The following is a 14258-nucleotide window of genomic DNA, read 5'->3' on the forward strand; positions in this document are numbered from 1 at the left end:
CGGAGAACATATGATGTCGAAAGCCCCAATTAGCACTGTGCTGCTCGCCGGTGCAATCACCTCTGCACTATCGACGCTTGCAATCGCCGGTCCCCTTACCAAAGCGGAAGCCGACGCTGCCGTGGCGGCCAAGAAAGAAAAGTGCTTTGGCGTTTCGCTCAAAGGTCAGAATGATTGCGCAGCGGGTCCAGGCACCACCTGCCAAGGCAGTTCGACCAAGGACTTCCAGGGCAATGCATGGAAGTTTGTCCAGGGAGGCACCTGCACGTCGCTTCAGTTGCCCGGTGATCGCAAGGGCTCGCTGACGCCCTTGACACGCGACACCTGAGTTCAAGCTGGTGGGAGCGGAGGGCCGAATGGCCAGAACGCATTTGATACGGCAGCAGCCGGCCGGCAAGGCTGAAACTCTCCGCTTTACCCCTCTTCGTGTAGTCGGTCAGGCCGGTACGAGTTTCAAGCCGGAGCATTTTGCAGCCATCCTCGAGGATCCGCCGCAACAGGGGTTCTTCGAGGTCCATGCCGAAAACTACATGGGTGCTGGCGGTCCTGCGCATGCGTCGCTGGAATCTATCCGGCGAGACTATCCTGTATCCATTCACGGAGTCTGCATGTCGCTGGGCGGGCCATCACCCTTGGACCCGCAGCATCTTGAGCGTTTCAGACTACTTGTTGAGCGTTACGAACCTGCGATGGTTTCTGAGCACCTCGCCTGGTCGACCCATGAGAATGTCTTCTTCAACGACCTGCTTCCACTGCCTTACAATCTGACAACGCTTCTGCATGTCTGTGAGCATGTCGACCGGATGCAGGCCACGATAAAGCGACGGATTTTCCTGGAAAACCCATCAACCTATGTCGCGTTCGAGCATTCGACGATGAGTGAAACCGATTTCCTCGCTGAAGTCGTCAAAAGAACCGGCTGCGGCCTCCTGCTCGACATCAACAATGTCTTTGTATCTGCGGCCAATCATCGTTTTTCACCCATGACCTATCTGGAATCCTTTCCGCTCGCTGCGGTCGAGCAGGTGCATCTGGCCGGTCACACGGAGCAGTTGGACAGTGAGGGCCAACCGGTGCTGATCGACAGTCACGACGGTCCCGTCTCCGATGCGGTCTGGCAACTCTACGAGACAATCATCAATCGTTGCGGTCCTGTTCCCACATTGATCGAATGGGATAGTGAAATCCCCGACTGGCCTGTGTTGCGCGCCGAAGCGCTTGCCGCTCAGCAAATTCTGGACCGTCATGGTGCGACAGGGCAGGTGCGTGATGCCGCAGAATAACACTGTTCAGCTCTCGCAGTCGGGTCGGAAGCAGGCATTCCTGTTTTCGTCAGGCCTTCTCGCGCCAGATTCCCCAATCCCCGCAGACCTGCGCTCCCCACATGGTACAGCGCTTGCGGACCGCTACAATATCTATCGCAACAATGTCACGGTCAGTCTGATCAACGCGGTAGCCTCCATTTTCCCCGCCGTACAGCGGATCACCGGTCCTGATTTCTTTCGCGCCATGGCACGCTTCTACATTCGCGCCAGACCGCCATCATCGCCGCTCCTCTTCGAATATGGCCGAGATTTTGCCGAGTTCATTGAAGCCTACGAATATGCTCAGACCATGCCATGGCTGCCGGATGTCGCACGTATCGAGCGGGCCTGGCTGGATGCCTATCACGCGGCCGATGCAGATGGGCTCGATCCTGCGGGATTGGCTGCTATCCCGCAAGAAAGGGTTGGCCTGATCCGCTTCACCATGCATCCTGCCACAAGGATCGTGCGCTCTCTCTATCCTGCCGTTTCGATTTTCTCTCAAAACCGGGCTGACGGCGAAGTCTTGCCGGTGGACGACAGGCCTGAAGACGCCCTGATTACGCGCAGCGGCAATCAGGTCCAAGTCAGGCTACTTGATACTGGTGCCGCCGAATTCCTGCTTGCCTTGTCTGACGGTGCGCAACTGCAGGATGCGGCACAGGTGGGGCTTGGCTTGAACCCCGGCCTCGATCTGGCGCAGCTTATAGCCGTCATGCTTGAGGCAAACGTATTTTCCTCCCTCGAAATGGACCAAATCGATGACTGATATGACACGGACTGGAAACCGCTCAGCTGTCACCAGCCTGGGAAAAGCAACTGCGATTGCACTTTCACGCATTCAACGGCTGGCTCAACCGGATGTGGTCTCACTGATTGTTCGACTTGGTCTCGCAATTCCTTTCTGGAGGTCCGGGGTTCTGAAGTGGGATGGCTTCCTGCAACTCAGTGATACGGCGATAGACCTCTTCAGCCAGGAATTCATGCTCCATCTACCCGGAGGACCCTATCCCTATCCAATGCCTATGTTGATGGCGTTCCTGTCTGGATGCGGTGAGGTCGTCTTCTCGGCGCTCCTCGTGGTCGGTCTGGCGACACGTTTTGCATCACTTGCTCTGCTGGCCATGACGCTTGTCATACAGATCACCGTTCCTGACGGCTGGCCAATCCACTTGACCTGGGCGGCCATGGCGCTTTGCCTTATGCGATTGGGAGCGGGTCGCGTCTCCCTTGATCACATCGTCTGCCGGACCGTGAAGCCGTAGAGATAAAGCTGGCTCACCGTGGACCATGCCCGAGCATACGATATGTTTCGAAGTCTATCTTGAACTCTTCCCTGCTTCACAGTTGAATGGGGAGCCATCAGGCCGTTCCGCAGAATCTCGAACTGCGCATCGTCTGGTGCGACGGGGCGGTGGATACCGGGTTTGAGGGGCGAATGAATCAATCGGCCCGTGAGGTGGAATGGGGAAACTGGCTGCGTCTGGCCGTGGATGGCGATGCCGTGGCCTATGATCGCTTTCTGCGAGCTGTGACGCCTTATCTGCGTTCCATGGCCCGTAAGCGTTGCAATATGCTGGGCGTGTCAGCGGGTGAGGCGGAGGACGTTGTTCAAGAGGTTTTGCTGGCAGTTCATCTCAAGCGCGCTACATGGGACACATCGCGTCCTATCGGGCCATGGCTATCGACCATTGTCCGGAACAAAATGATCGACAGCTTTCGCAAGCGCGGCAGGCATATCAGTGTTCCGATCGATGACGTGATGGAAACGCTACAGGCTGAAGATCGTCGATCGGGGCTGGAACCGGTCGACCTGGAGAAGATGCTCGCTGGATTGCGTGATCCACAACGCGAAATCGTTCGTTCCATCTCCGTGAGCGGCGATGGCATTCGGGAAACTGCGGAACGCCTCAAAATGTCAGAGGGCGCCGTGCGGGTCGTGCTGCATCGAGCACTTAAAGGGCTGGCGATGCTCTACAGGAGTGAATAGCGTGCAGACAGATGACCTCATCAAGCTTATGACACAGGATGCGCGCGTCAGGCATCGCTTCAATCCCGTATTCGCAGTCGCAGTCATCGGCGGACTTCTGATGTCTGTGTTGCTGCTGATCGGTACCATCGGCTTGCGTCCCGATCTCGCGCAAGCGATCCAGACCCCTCGCGTTGCATTCAAGATCGGTCTTATGTTCATTCTGGCTGCGACCTGCACGCGGATCGCCCTATGTATCGGAAAGCCGGGAGTATCGCTCAAGCCAGCTCTCGCAATTCTTGCCGTGCCAGTCCTCCTGCTTGTCTCGGGGATTGTTCTGGAGTTGAGAAGCGTTGCCTCTGGAGAATGGGCAGCAAGGCTCATAGGTCAAAATCCCGGCTTCTGCCTGCTGTTCCTTCCACTTCTTTCGCTCGCTCCACTGGCCCTCATGTTCGCTGCGCTGAAGCAGGCAGCACCTGGGAGCCCGTCAATGGCCGGTGCCGCCGCGGGGTTTGCGTCCGGTGCAATTGCCGGGAGTGTTTATGCATTGCATTGTCCTGACGACAGTCCGCTGTTTGTGGCGACGTGGTATTTCATCGGAATAACCTTGGTGGCCTTTGGTGGCTGGCTGCTCGGTGGACGAATGCTTAGGTGGTAGTTGCAGGCGTTCTGTCTTATGCGTTTAAAATGCCTCAGTTCGCCAAGAGCGGATGACGGTAAGATCAGGTGAGGTAATAGCCGCAGCGACTGCCTTGCTTTTGGCAAGTCGACCGTGCCAACACTACAGTCTGTGCCAGGACATTGGGTGCCGGGCGAGTCGTCACATTCCTGCATCAAGGCCGCAGAGGGCAGAATATGAGCCGCATTTCCGCCGACAGCAAAGGCGTTTTCATCATCGCCGTGACCCCCTTTGAGGACGATGGAACGATCGATACCGCGAGCGTCGATCGCATGGTCGATTTCTATTTCGACAAAGGAGCGGATGGCCTCACCATTCTTGGCATTATGGGGGAGGCACCGAAGCTTACACAGCAGGAGTCGATTGCGATCACAAAACAGGTGCTTTCCCGTTCTGCTGGCCGACCCGTCATCGTCGGTGTCTCGGCGCCGGGACTTGCGGCCATCGGTGAGTTGACGAAAGCCGTCATGGACCTTGGGGCGGCAGGTGTCATGGTCGCGCCACCCGGTTCCCTGCGCACCGACGACCAGATCATAGGATATTTTCGCAACGTCGTTGCCACAATTGGTGAGGATGTGCCTTTCGTCTTGCAGGACTTTCCTCTCGTGACGGGCGTTCAGATTTCGCCTCGAACGATCGGTGCGATCATCGAGGCGCTTCCAAGCATGGTGATGCTGAAGCACGAAGATTGGCCCGGACTCGACAAGATCAGTGAACTTCGTGCTGCGGAAGCAGCGGGTCGCCGTCGTATCTCCATTCTCTGCGGCAATGGCGGTGTGTTCCTACCAGAAGAAATGGCGCGTGGTGCCGATGGCGCAATGACGGGCTTTGCTTTTCCGGAGATGATGGTGAATGTCTGCCGACTGGCCAGCGCGGGAAATCTTGATCGGGCACAGGACATTTTTGATGCCTATCTTCCTCTGGCTCGCTTCGAACAGCAACCGGGCCTCGGTCTTGCGGTGCGGAAGTACGTTCTTGAGAAACGTGGTGTTATTTCTAGTCAGGCTCAACGCCGTCCGGGCGCGGCGCTCGGCGCCAAGGCTGTAGCAGAGGTGGACAGATTGCTTTTGCGTCTGGAGAAACGCCTTGCCGAGCTGGCATGATGCTGCTTCAACCGTTATCCCAAAGCCTCACGCGCAAAGCCAGAAACTGGAAACCATGACTTCATTTGATTTCGACACTGTTGTTACCCGCCTCGGTACGGACGCCAAGAAATGGGTTACGTATCCGTCGGACATATTGCCGATGTGGGTAGCGGATATGGACTTCGCCGCACCGCCATCGGTGATTGAGGCGCTTCGCCAACGCGTCGAGCACGGCATCTTTGGCTATTGTCTGCCACAGGACAGTCTGCGGGCACAGATCGTCGATGATATGCAGAAGAAGCATGGTTGGACAATCAGTCCGGAGGATATCGTTTTCCTCCCTGGCGTCGAGCCAGGCTTCAACATGGCGCTCAAGTCAGAGACAAAACCAGGTGATGGGCTCTTGATCCAGACACCTGTCTACAATCCCATTCTGACCGCTCATCGACATTGGGGGTTGGAAAGCATCGATGTGCCGCTGAGAGAAAGCAACGGCGGCTATTCCATGTATCCTGACGCCCTGGACGAGGGGATGGCGCGTTCAAGGGCATTTCTTTTCTGCAATCCGCATAATCCAACCGGCAAGGTTTTTACCAGCGAAGAACTCGACCAAATCGCCCAATCCGCGATTCGCCATGATGTTCTCGTGATCTCCGACGAGATCCATTGTGAGCTTCTATTCGATGGACGCCGTCATGTTCCGATTGCGTCGCTGTCTGCAGAGATTGCGGATCGTACCATCACGCTCATGTCGGCAAGCAAGACCTACAACATTGCGGGACTGAAGGCGGCGTTCGCAATCGTGACAAACCCGCATTTGCGCCAGCGCTTCAACGCGTCCCGTCTTGGTCTGGTCGACAGTGTCAATCTCTTCGGTCTCGAAGCAGCCCACGCCGCCTATACGTCGGCAAGCCAGTGGCGCGATGCTCTTCTGAGCTATCTGGAAGGTAATCGGGATTATTTGCAGTCGGAGATTGCGCGGCGGTTTCCGAAGATCCGTATCATTCCTGCGCAAAGCACCTATCTTGCCTGGCTGGATTGCAGCGCGCTGGATCTACCGGAGGCGCCGCAGGCCTTTTTCCTCAAGCGCGGCAAGGTCGCATTCAGTGCCGGATCCGACTTCGGTGCCGCCTATGGTAATTTCATCCGTCTCAATTTCGGCTGCCCTCGCTCGCTACTGGTAGAGGGGATTGACCGGATGACGGCGGCCCTTGAATCGCTGGCATGAAAGCAAATTCAGCTTTGCTTGAGGGTTGCTCACTCGAAGGGGCGAGCAATCCTTAGTCTTTGCAGGTTCGACTGAACTAGGCCTCGAGACGATCAGCCTTGAAAATGACGGGAAAAACCGAACAGACCTATCGGCAGGTCGGTGGTGCTCTTCTGTGCCAGGTCCGCAAGAATTTCTCCAATGACGCTGGCGAATTTGAAACCGTGACCTGAGCAAGCAGAACAGATGATGATGTCATCCGTGTCGGGCAGGAAGTCGATCAGGAAATTCTCGTTCGGCATCATCGTATAGCGACAGGTAATGGCTTTGTGCCTGAAGCTTGCGACCGTTGGTAACCGATGGTTTGCGAATTCATCCAGAAGAGCAAAATCCTCATCGTCGACGGGTGCATTTGGCTCATCCGGATCAAGAGGCTGACTGAAATGAAGATGCCGGCCAATCTTCACGCCGTCAGATCCGATGGCTGGAAATCCGAAGAACGCGCCATCGGGACCTTCGTCGCGGATAAAGCCGGGCATTCTTCCCGGTTGTGCGTTGAGCGCCTGCCCTGGGTAATACCAGGCAACCACCTGGCGGATCGGTTTTGCCTCCCCTTTCAACTGGGGAACGAGTTGGTTGATCCAAGCGCCGGTTGCGACGATGACCTTCTTCGCGAAATATCTGCCGTGGTTCGATACCACCGTGACCCCGCCCTGGCCTGGATCGATGTGCGAGATCATCTCCCCAAAATGCATTACTGCGCCTGCCGCCGCCGCCCGCTTCACCTGAAGCGAGATGGCTATCTCAGGCCTTACGAAGCCTCCCTCGGGGTCCAGGATTGCCATCTCATCAGGGTCGAGAGAAAAGGCTGGGAAACGGGCCATCGTACTGGCCGCATCCAGCACTTCATGGCTCAATCCGTGCAGCGCGCAAGAGGCAAGCACACCCCGAAGCAGGTGACTATCGGGCAGTCCGATCTGGACAACGCCGGTTACGGAAAGCACTTCCTGCCCGGATCGTTGCTCCAGTTCGCGCCACTTGGCATAGGCCCTCTGAAGAATTGGGACATAAGACGGATCTTCGAAATAGGCGAGGCGGATCATTCGGCTGTCACCATGTGACGATCCCAGAGGATGCGCCGGGTATTGCCGTTCCAAGCCGATGACCTTCAGGCCGCGTTCTGCCAGCTCCGCCAGAGCTGCGCTCCCCATGGCGCCCAGTCCAATCACTGCGACATCGAAGCTCTCGCTCATGAGTTTCTCCTTGCTCGCTTTTGGCCGGTGTACCCGCAATTCGGGATGTATGGATGACAAGAGGTCAGGTGATCATACAAGTGCCTTGCACCACCCGATGCTGCTTATTATCACAATGCTCAAGGTATCAAGGTCTGATCGATTCCGCTCGGACTGCCAATCGATAAATATTTGGAGGGTTCAATGCGTATGCGGGAGCGATTCAATTCGGGCTGGACATTCAAGCACGGTTTCGACGCGGGCTGGATTGCCGGGGACGTGAATGGCGAAAGCATTTCGCTTCCCCATACTGCGGTAGAGCTTCCCTACAATTACTTTGATGAGAAATGCTATCAGAAAGCATTTACTTATCAGACGAGCCTTGCGTGGCGTGATGAATTCGAGGGGATGGAAATCGGTCTGGTTTTTGATGGCGCCATGGCCGATGCCGTCGTGTTCGTGAATGGCATCGAGGTGATTTCACACAAGGATGGATATACGCCGTTCGAGGCAAGGCTGACGCCCCATCTCAACAAGGGTTCAAACCTGATCACGGTCAGGGTGGACGGGTCCGAAAACCCCGAGATCCCGCCATTCGGGGGTGTCATCGATTATCTGACCTATGCAGGCATCTACCGCGATGTCTGGTTGAAGGCCACGGCTCCGGTCTCTATCGGGCTCGTCAAGATTGAAACGCCGGACGCCTTGTCCGCGGAGAAGACGGTCAAGGCACGGGTTGCCCTCTCGAACCCACAAGGCTTGAGCTTGAATGGAGAAATGGGCGTCACGCTTAAGGGGAGCGATGGTGAAACGATTGCCCAACATCGTGCGCCCATTGTTGCGGAGACTGTTGAAATCGAGCTCGCAGGGCTTCAAAACATTCAATTGTGGGATATTGACGATCCTCGCCTCTATACGCTCGAATTCGAGCTGGATACCCAATCCGGGCGAGATTCGACTGCTCACCGTTTCGGTTTCCGGACAGCGGAATTCACCACTGATGGCTTTAAACTCAACGGGCGAGTTGTCAAACTGCGTGGCCTGAACCGCCACCAGTCCTGGGCACATCTCGGCTATGCCATGGGTAGACGCGGGCAGGAAAAGGATGCCGACATTCTGAAATACGATCTGCGCTGCAATATAGTGCGCACATCACACTATCCGCAGTCGCCGTATTTTCTCAATCGTTGCGATGAAATCGGCTTGCTGGTGTTTGAGGAAATTCCCGGTTGGCAGCACATCGGCGGTGAAAGCTGGAAGGCTGAGTCCGTTCGCAACGTGCGCCGCATGATCGAGCGCGACTGGAACCATCCGTCCATCGTCATTTGGGGCGTCCGGATCAATGAGAGCAAGGACGACCATGACTTCTACGCCGAGACAAATCGCGTGGCGAGGGAATTGGATCCAACCCGCCAGACCGGCGGCGTACGTTACATCCCTGAAAGCGAAATGCTGGAAGACGTCTTCACGATGAATGATTTCATTCTCGGCATGGAAGAATTGCCTGGGCACAATCGCGAGCGGATCATCCTCAGAGATCAACAGGAAGTCACGGGCCTCGGCCGCAAGGTGCCATATCTCGTGACCGAATATGGTGGGCATATGTATCCCACCAAGCGTTTCGATCAAGAACAGCGCCAACTGGAACATGTCAGCCGGCATCTTGCCATTCTCAACGCTTCAGCCGGAACGCCGTCAACGTCTGGCTGCATTGGATGGTGCATGGCCGACTACAATACGCACAAGGATTTCGGATCCGGTGACCGCATCTGCTACCATGGCGTACTCGATATCTATCGTGAGCCGAAGTTCGCTGCCGCGGTCTACGCATCCCAGGGATCGCCGAGCGGCGGAGTAGTGCTTCAACCGGTCACGTTCTGGGCGCGTGGAGAGCGTAATATCGGTGGGGTTCTTCCGCTGATCGTTCTCACCAACTGCGACTATGTCGAAGTGAAGATAGGCAATGTTACCAAGCGCGTCGAGCCGGACAGAGTGACCTACCCTCATCTCGATCACCCTCCCTGCATTCTGGAGCGCCATATGGTGACCCCGGAAGAATTCGGTGAGTGGGGCATGACTTGGCGAGATGGTACGATCATTGGATATCTGGATGGCGTGGCGGTGAAATCGATCTTCATGCCAGCAGATCCGGTGCCGACGAACCTCGAAATCGTTGCCGATGCTGCCCTTTTGGAGAGAGGCTGCAAGGATACGACGCGCGTTATCCTGCGTGCTCTTGATCAAGCCGGAAATGTGATGCCTTTCTTCAATGAGCCTGTCACGCTTGCTCTTGAAGGTCCAGGTCGCCTGATTGGTGGAAGCCTCGTCAGCTTCAAGGGTGGCGTTGTCGGCGTCTATGTTGAAGCGGGTGAGGGTTCAGGCATCATCACTTTGACCGCGCATGGCAGCGGGTTCCAGGCGAAGAGGATCGAGATAACCGTTTCCTGAACCTGCTTGTCAGTATTGTACCAAATGACCGCCTCATTCCTGTGGCGGTCACTCCATAGATGAGCACGTGCCTCTCTCTCAGAAATTGAGAATATATCGGCTATTCTTGAGACAGTTTTATTGGAACACTAGCAATTTTATTGATCTCATCAGTAATGAATTAGATATTTACAACTAGGTTTGTTTCGATACAGGCTCATCTCTTGTCTGCGTAGGAACGCCATGCTGGTTCGCATTTCGAAGCATTCGCTCTGCCAAGGCATGTATGTGGAGGCCGTGGAATGTCCCGACGCTGAATTCAATAAAAAGCGCTTTCTTCTTCGGGAGAAAGAAGATCTTGATGCCATCCGCCTGACATCTGCCGCTTCTGTCCTGATCAATACGACACTTGGTTGTGCTAGAGGTGAGAGCAAATCGAAGGATTCACTTAGCGAAGCGAAGGAAAAGCTGGTCGAGAGCCAGATTGTTGCGACCGCCCTGATGCAGGGCATCAACGACGTGTATTCCGTTTTTGATCAACTGGTCGCAGGCAAGGAGTTCGATCTCGAGAAGACCCGCGGCGTTGTCAGGACGCTGGAGGAGGTGGCAACCCGCTCGACGTCGGCGCTGATCCAAATGACACGGTTGCGCAAGAAGGATACAGCCACCTATCTCCATTGCCTTAGCGTCAGCACGCTCATGATGCGGATCGGTCAATTGCTGCGTTTGAAGGAGCAGACAATCCTCGAACTCGGCATGGCAGGCCTGCTGCACGACATAGGCAAGCTTTTCACGCCAAGCCAGATCCTTGGCAAAACTGGTTCCCTCACGCCGGAAGAGCGGAGGATCATCCAGTCTCACCCGGACGTGGGTTACGATATTCTGCGTAACAACGGGATAGATTGCGAACTCATCCTGGAGGTTTGCCGAAACCATCACGAAACTCTGGACGGTAAGGGCTATCCACGTGCATTGAAGGCCCCAGAAATCAGCCTTGCCGTTCGTATTGGCACAGTGTGTGATGTCTATGATGCGCTGACATCCACCAGGCCGTATAAGAAGCCCTGGACGTCCAAGGAGGCGTTGGACTGGATGTATGAGCGAAACGAGCAATTCGACCGCAAGATCATTCATCGGTTGATGGAAGCTGTGGTGGATTGAATGGTACGAAAAGAACTGGCTCCCGCCGGTTCCAGGGAGTAGAAGGCGGCAAGGAGACCATGCCGTGACCATTACTTCCGCCTTGCTCAAGCACCTCAAAGACCCCGCCCTGTTCGAGACACTCGCCGAATTGCCATCTGGGAAGCTTTCGACTCTCAATCGCTTCAAGGTCTTCAATCCCTCGACTGGCGAATTGCTGGCCGAATTGCCAGACATGGGGGTGGACGACGTGCGTGTTGCGATCGACCGGGCGGAAGCCGCGCAGGAAAAATGGGCCGGGCTGACGGCCCGCGAGCGATCCAACATTCTCTGGAACTGGCATCGCCTTATCCTGCAACATAGCGACGATCTTGCCGCGATCCTGACAGCGGAGATGGGAAAGCCTCTGGCAGAAGCCAAGTCGGAAGTGGCCCATGCGGCTGCTTATCTGCAGTGGTATGCGGAAGAGGCAAACCGTATCTACGGAGAGACTATTTCTGCGCCGTCCAACGATCGACGAATGCTGGTGATCAAGCAACCGGTTGGTATTGTCGGTGCCATCACACCCTGGAATTTTCCGGCGTCCATGGTTGCGCGCAAGATCTCTCCAGCGCTGGCAGCGGGATGTACAGTCATAATCAAACCCGCCGAACAAACCCCGCTTGTTGCGGGTGCCATGTTCGCACTCACTCGTCTAGCTGGTTTCCCAGAGGGCGTCGTCAATCTTGTTTATGCCGCAGAAGGCGAAGCGGTTGGAACTGAGCTCTGTACCAATGCGAAGGTTCGCAAGATCAGCTTTACCGGCTCGACAGAGGTGGGCCGCATTTTGATGCGGCAGTGCTCGGATCAGATCAAGCGGATCAGCTTCGAACTGGGAGGAAACGCTCCATTCATCGTTTTCGATGATGCGGATATCGATGAGGCCGTTGATGGCGCGGTACAGGCAAAGTTTCGAAATGCGGGCCAGACCTGCGTTTCCGCCAATCGTCTCTACGTTCAGGCAGCCGTCTACGAAGAGTTTGCCGAAAAGTTTGCGCATCGCGTCCAGTCGCTTGTCGTGGGAGACGGCTTCGATCCCCGGACGACCGTTGGCCCTCTTATTGATGAGCGTGCGTTGTTGAAGATGAATCAGCACATCGATGACGCATTGGCGCAAGGTGCGCAGGTTCGTTGTGGCGGCAGGCGGTGCGACCAAGAAGGTACTTTCTTCCAGCCCACCGTCATCACCAATGTCAGCAAGACGATGAAACTTGCTCAGGAAGAGACCTTTGGTCCTCTGGCCCCCATCATTCGCTTTGACGATGCCGACGAGGTTATTCGTGAGGCGAATGACACGATTTACGGCCTGGCAGCCTACTTCTATGCTTCGAACATGAAGCGTGTTTGGCGCGTTGCCGAAGCCCTCGAATACGGAATGGTGGGCGTCAATACGGGCCGGATGTCCTCCGAAGCGGCACCTTTTGGTGGCATGAAGCAATCCGGCATCGGCCGAGAGGGCTCACGGCACGGTTTGGAAGATTATCTTGAAATGAAATACATTTGCCTGGGTGGTTTGTGACGCCAAAGCCGCGCTTTGGCGGAGCGGAGACCGCTTGCGAGTCTCACCTTCTTTGCGCATAGAGGTGAAAGAGACAATCATCGGAGCGACGGAAAAGAATGGCGGACCTACAGGCTTTGGTCGAGGAGATCCATCATACGTTGAAGGCGCGGACTGGCGAAGGCAAGGTGGCCGACTACATTCCATCGCTTGCGCGTGTCGACCCGAACAAGTTCGGCATGGCCGTCATTGACCTCAACGGCAACGTCTATAAGACTGGCGATTGCGACGAAGCCTTTTCCATTCAGAGCGTGTCCAAAGTCTTCACTCTGACTTTGGCGCTCGGCAAACATGGCGAAACAACGTGGAACAGGGTGGGCCGCGAACCTTCAGGCTCCGCCTTCAACTCCATCGTTCAACTGGAACATGAGCACGGCAAGCCGCGCAATCCCTTCATCAATGCCGGTGCGATTGTCATTTCGGATTCCGTACTTGCTGGCCACACGCCGCGCGAGGCAATTGGCGAGATCGTTCGCTTTGTTCAATATCTCGCTGACGATCCTACGATCGCGATCGATCCAGAGGTTGCCCGGTCTGAGGCCGCGACAGGTTTTCGCAACATGGCGCTCGCAAATTTCATGAAGTCCTACGGAAAGCTTCAGCATCCGGTGGATCACGTGCTGGGCGTCTACTTTCACCAGTGTGCGCTCGCGATGAGCTGCACCCAGCTTGCGCGCGCAGGCCTCTTTCTGGCAGCCAACGGCAAAAACCCGATCACGGGCCACACGGTGGTCTCCAGTCAGCGGGCTCGCCGAATCAACGCGTTGATGCTGACATGCGGACATTACGATGGCTCCGGCGATTTTGCCTATCACGTCGGCTTGCCCGGCAAGAGCGGCGTTGGCGGGGGCATCATGGCAGTGGCCCCCGGCAAGGCTTCGGTCGCCGTCTGGTCTCCCGGTCTCAATCAGAATGGAAACTCGCTGGTTGGCTCGTTAGCTCTGGAAATGCTGGCCAACAAGACAGGCTGGTCGGTATTCGGTGGGTGATCCGCACCTCACTCAGATAAATATTCAAAAAGCGAAATGGATTGCCCTTGTCTTATTCGGTGTCTGCACCATTTGCGCCTTTAACAGGATGTGGCCATCGGGGGGCACAACCTAAATCCATTTCCGCTCGTGCTGGTCTGAGGGACGCACGTCGTGCGTCAGGCGTGCTAGGTTTTTAACCATTCTTCCCATTCCTGGGAGATGCGGCGAAGAGAGGAGCACTGAGGCGCTCCTCTCTTTTTTGTTTCAGGAACGAATATCAGCTTTCGACAGTGCTGCCCTCGCTACCCTGCAGCAAGCGTACGACAGAGGCACAGTTTTCATTGTTCCGGTCGATGTATTCCAGCGGAGAGGACCAGCCGATCATGAGGCCTGTCCCTGCGGCAATTGCCCAGGCAGGCTCATTAGTGGCGCGTTCGATCAGGCGCGGACCCTCACTCGCAATACATTGGCGAAACTGCTGCACCGTCTGTGCAGATGCGTTTGCCCTCTGCAGTTGTTCCTGGGCTTCGGCTTGAAGCGGGTTGATGAGAAAAAGCGTAATGAACCAGGCTGCAATATCTGCAAGCATACTTACATCCTCCAATCCGGCATCGAACTCAAAAAGGGTCCGACATCGTGAAGGCGCC

14 protein-coding genes are annotated in these 14258 nt (G+C 55.9%); 12 read left to right on the forward strand and 2 right to left on the reverse strand.

Features of this window, described 5'->3' with window-relative positions; genetic code table 11:
* Window positions 1–10 precede the first annotated feature (10 nt).
* The 8 genes from E8M78_RS01235 (at window position 11) to E8M78_RS01270 (ending at window position 6265) form a co-directional block, all read left to right on the forward strand.
* Window positions 11–328, forward strand: a complete 318-nt coding sequence (locus E8M78_RS01235) for a DUF2282 domain-containing protein (protein WP_137133331.1) — start codon at window positions 11–13, stop codon at window positions 326–328.
* Between the two features lie 28 nt (window positions 329–356).
* Complete coding sequence (locus E8M78_RS01240) at window positions 357–1283, forward strand: DUF692 domain-containing protein (protein ID WP_137133332.1); 927 nt, start codon at window positions 357–359, stop codon at window positions 1281–1283.
* Complete coding sequence (locus E8M78_RS01245) at window positions 1270–2073, forward strand: DNA-binding domain-containing protein (RefSeq protein WP_137133333.1); 804 nt, start codon at window positions 1270–1272, stop codon at window positions 2071–2073. The genes E8M78_RS01240 and E8M78_RS01245 overlap by 14 nt, the downstream gene beginning before the upstream one ends.
* Entirely contained in the window at window positions 2066–2569 is a 504-nt protein-coding gene (locus tag E8M78_RS01250) for a DoxX family protein (RefSeq protein WP_137133334.1), read from the forward strand. Before E8M78_RS01245 ends, E8M78_RS01250 begins: the two co-directional genes overlap by 8 nt.
* Window positions 2570–2742: 173 nt before the next feature.
* Complete coding sequence (locus E8M78_RS01255) at window positions 2743–3294, forward strand: sigma-70 family RNA polymerase sigma factor (protein WP_137133335.1); 552 nt, start codon at window positions 2743–2745, stop codon at window positions 3292–3294.
* A 1-nt stretch (window position 3295) separates the two neighbouring features.
* Window positions 3296–3931, forward strand: coding sequence for a DUF1109 domain-containing protein (locus tag E8M78_RS01260; protein WP_137133336.1), 636 nt, complete (start codon window positions 3296–3298; stop codon window positions 3929–3931).
* A 197-nt stretch (window positions 3932–4128) separates the two neighbouring features.
* Window positions 4129–5055, forward strand: coding sequence for a dihydrodipicolinate synthase family protein (locus tag E8M78_RS01265; RefSeq protein WP_137133337.1), 927 nt, complete (start codon window positions 4129–4131; stop codon window positions 5053–5055).
* A gap of 55 nt (window positions 5056–5110) precedes the next feature.
* Window positions 5111–6265: a MalY/PatB family protein gene (locus E8M78_RS01270; protein WP_137133338.1), complete on the forward strand. Its 1155-nt coding sequence runs from the start codon at window positions 5111–5113 to the stop codon at window positions 6263–6265.
* Window positions 6266–6357: 92 nt separating this feature from the next.
* Here the strand turns inward: E8M78_RS01270 and solA are convergent, their stop codons facing one another.
* Window positions 6358–7497, reverse strand: a complete 1140-nt coding sequence (solA, locus tag E8M78_RS01275; RefSeq protein ID WP_137133339.1) for an N-methyl-L-tryptophan oxidase — start codon at window positions 7495–7497, stop codon at window positions 6358–6360.
* A 183-nt stretch (window positions 7498–7680) separates the two neighbouring features.
* On the opposite strand from solA, the gene E8M78_RS01280 reads away from it, so the two are divergent.
* The 4 genes from E8M78_RS01280 to E8M78_RS01295 all read left to right on the forward strand — a co-directional run bounded on the left by E8M78_RS01280 (window position 7681) and on the right by E8M78_RS01295 (window position 13629).
* Window positions 7681–9924: a glycoside hydrolase family 2 TIM barrel-domain containing protein gene (locus E8M78_RS01280; protein ID WP_137133340.1), complete on the forward strand. Its 2244-nt coding sequence runs from the start codon at window positions 7681–7683 to the stop codon at window positions 9922–9924.
* Between the two features lie 222 nt (window positions 9925–10146).
* The gene (locus tag E8M78_RS01285) at window positions 10147–11064 is read left to right on the forward strand and encodes an HD domain-containing phosphohydrolase (RefSeq protein WP_137133341.1); all 918 of its coding nucleotides are present in this window, start codon (window positions 10147–10149) and stop codon (window positions 11062–11064) included.
* A 64-nt stretch (window positions 11065–11128) separates the two neighbouring features.
* Complete coding sequence (locus tag E8M78_RS01290; protein WP_137133342.1) at window positions 11129–12601, forward strand: NAD-dependent succinate-semialdehyde dehydrogenase; 1473 nt, start codon at window positions 11129–11131, stop codon at window positions 12599–12601.
* Between the two features lie 98 nt (window positions 12602–12699).
* Window positions 12700–13629: a glutaminase gene (locus tag E8M78_RS01295; RefSeq protein ID WP_137133343.1), complete on the forward strand. Its 930-nt coding sequence runs from the start codon at window positions 12700–12702 to the stop codon at window positions 13627–13629.
* Between the two features lie 259 nt (window positions 13630–13888).
* On the opposite strand, the gene E8M78_RS01300 is transcribed toward E8M78_RS01295, so the two are convergent.
* Window positions 13889–14200: a hypothetical protein gene (locus tag E8M78_RS01300; protein ID WP_137133344.1), complete on the reverse strand. Its 312-nt coding sequence runs from the start codon at window positions 14198–14200 to the stop codon at window positions 13889–13891.
* Window positions 14201–14258: the final 58 nt, after the last annotated feature.

It is taken from the genome of Rhizobium sp. FKY42, from assembly GCF_005222835.1.
GTDB lineage: Bacteria > Pseudomonadota > Alphaproteobacteria > Rhizobiales > Rhizobiaceae > Neorhizobium.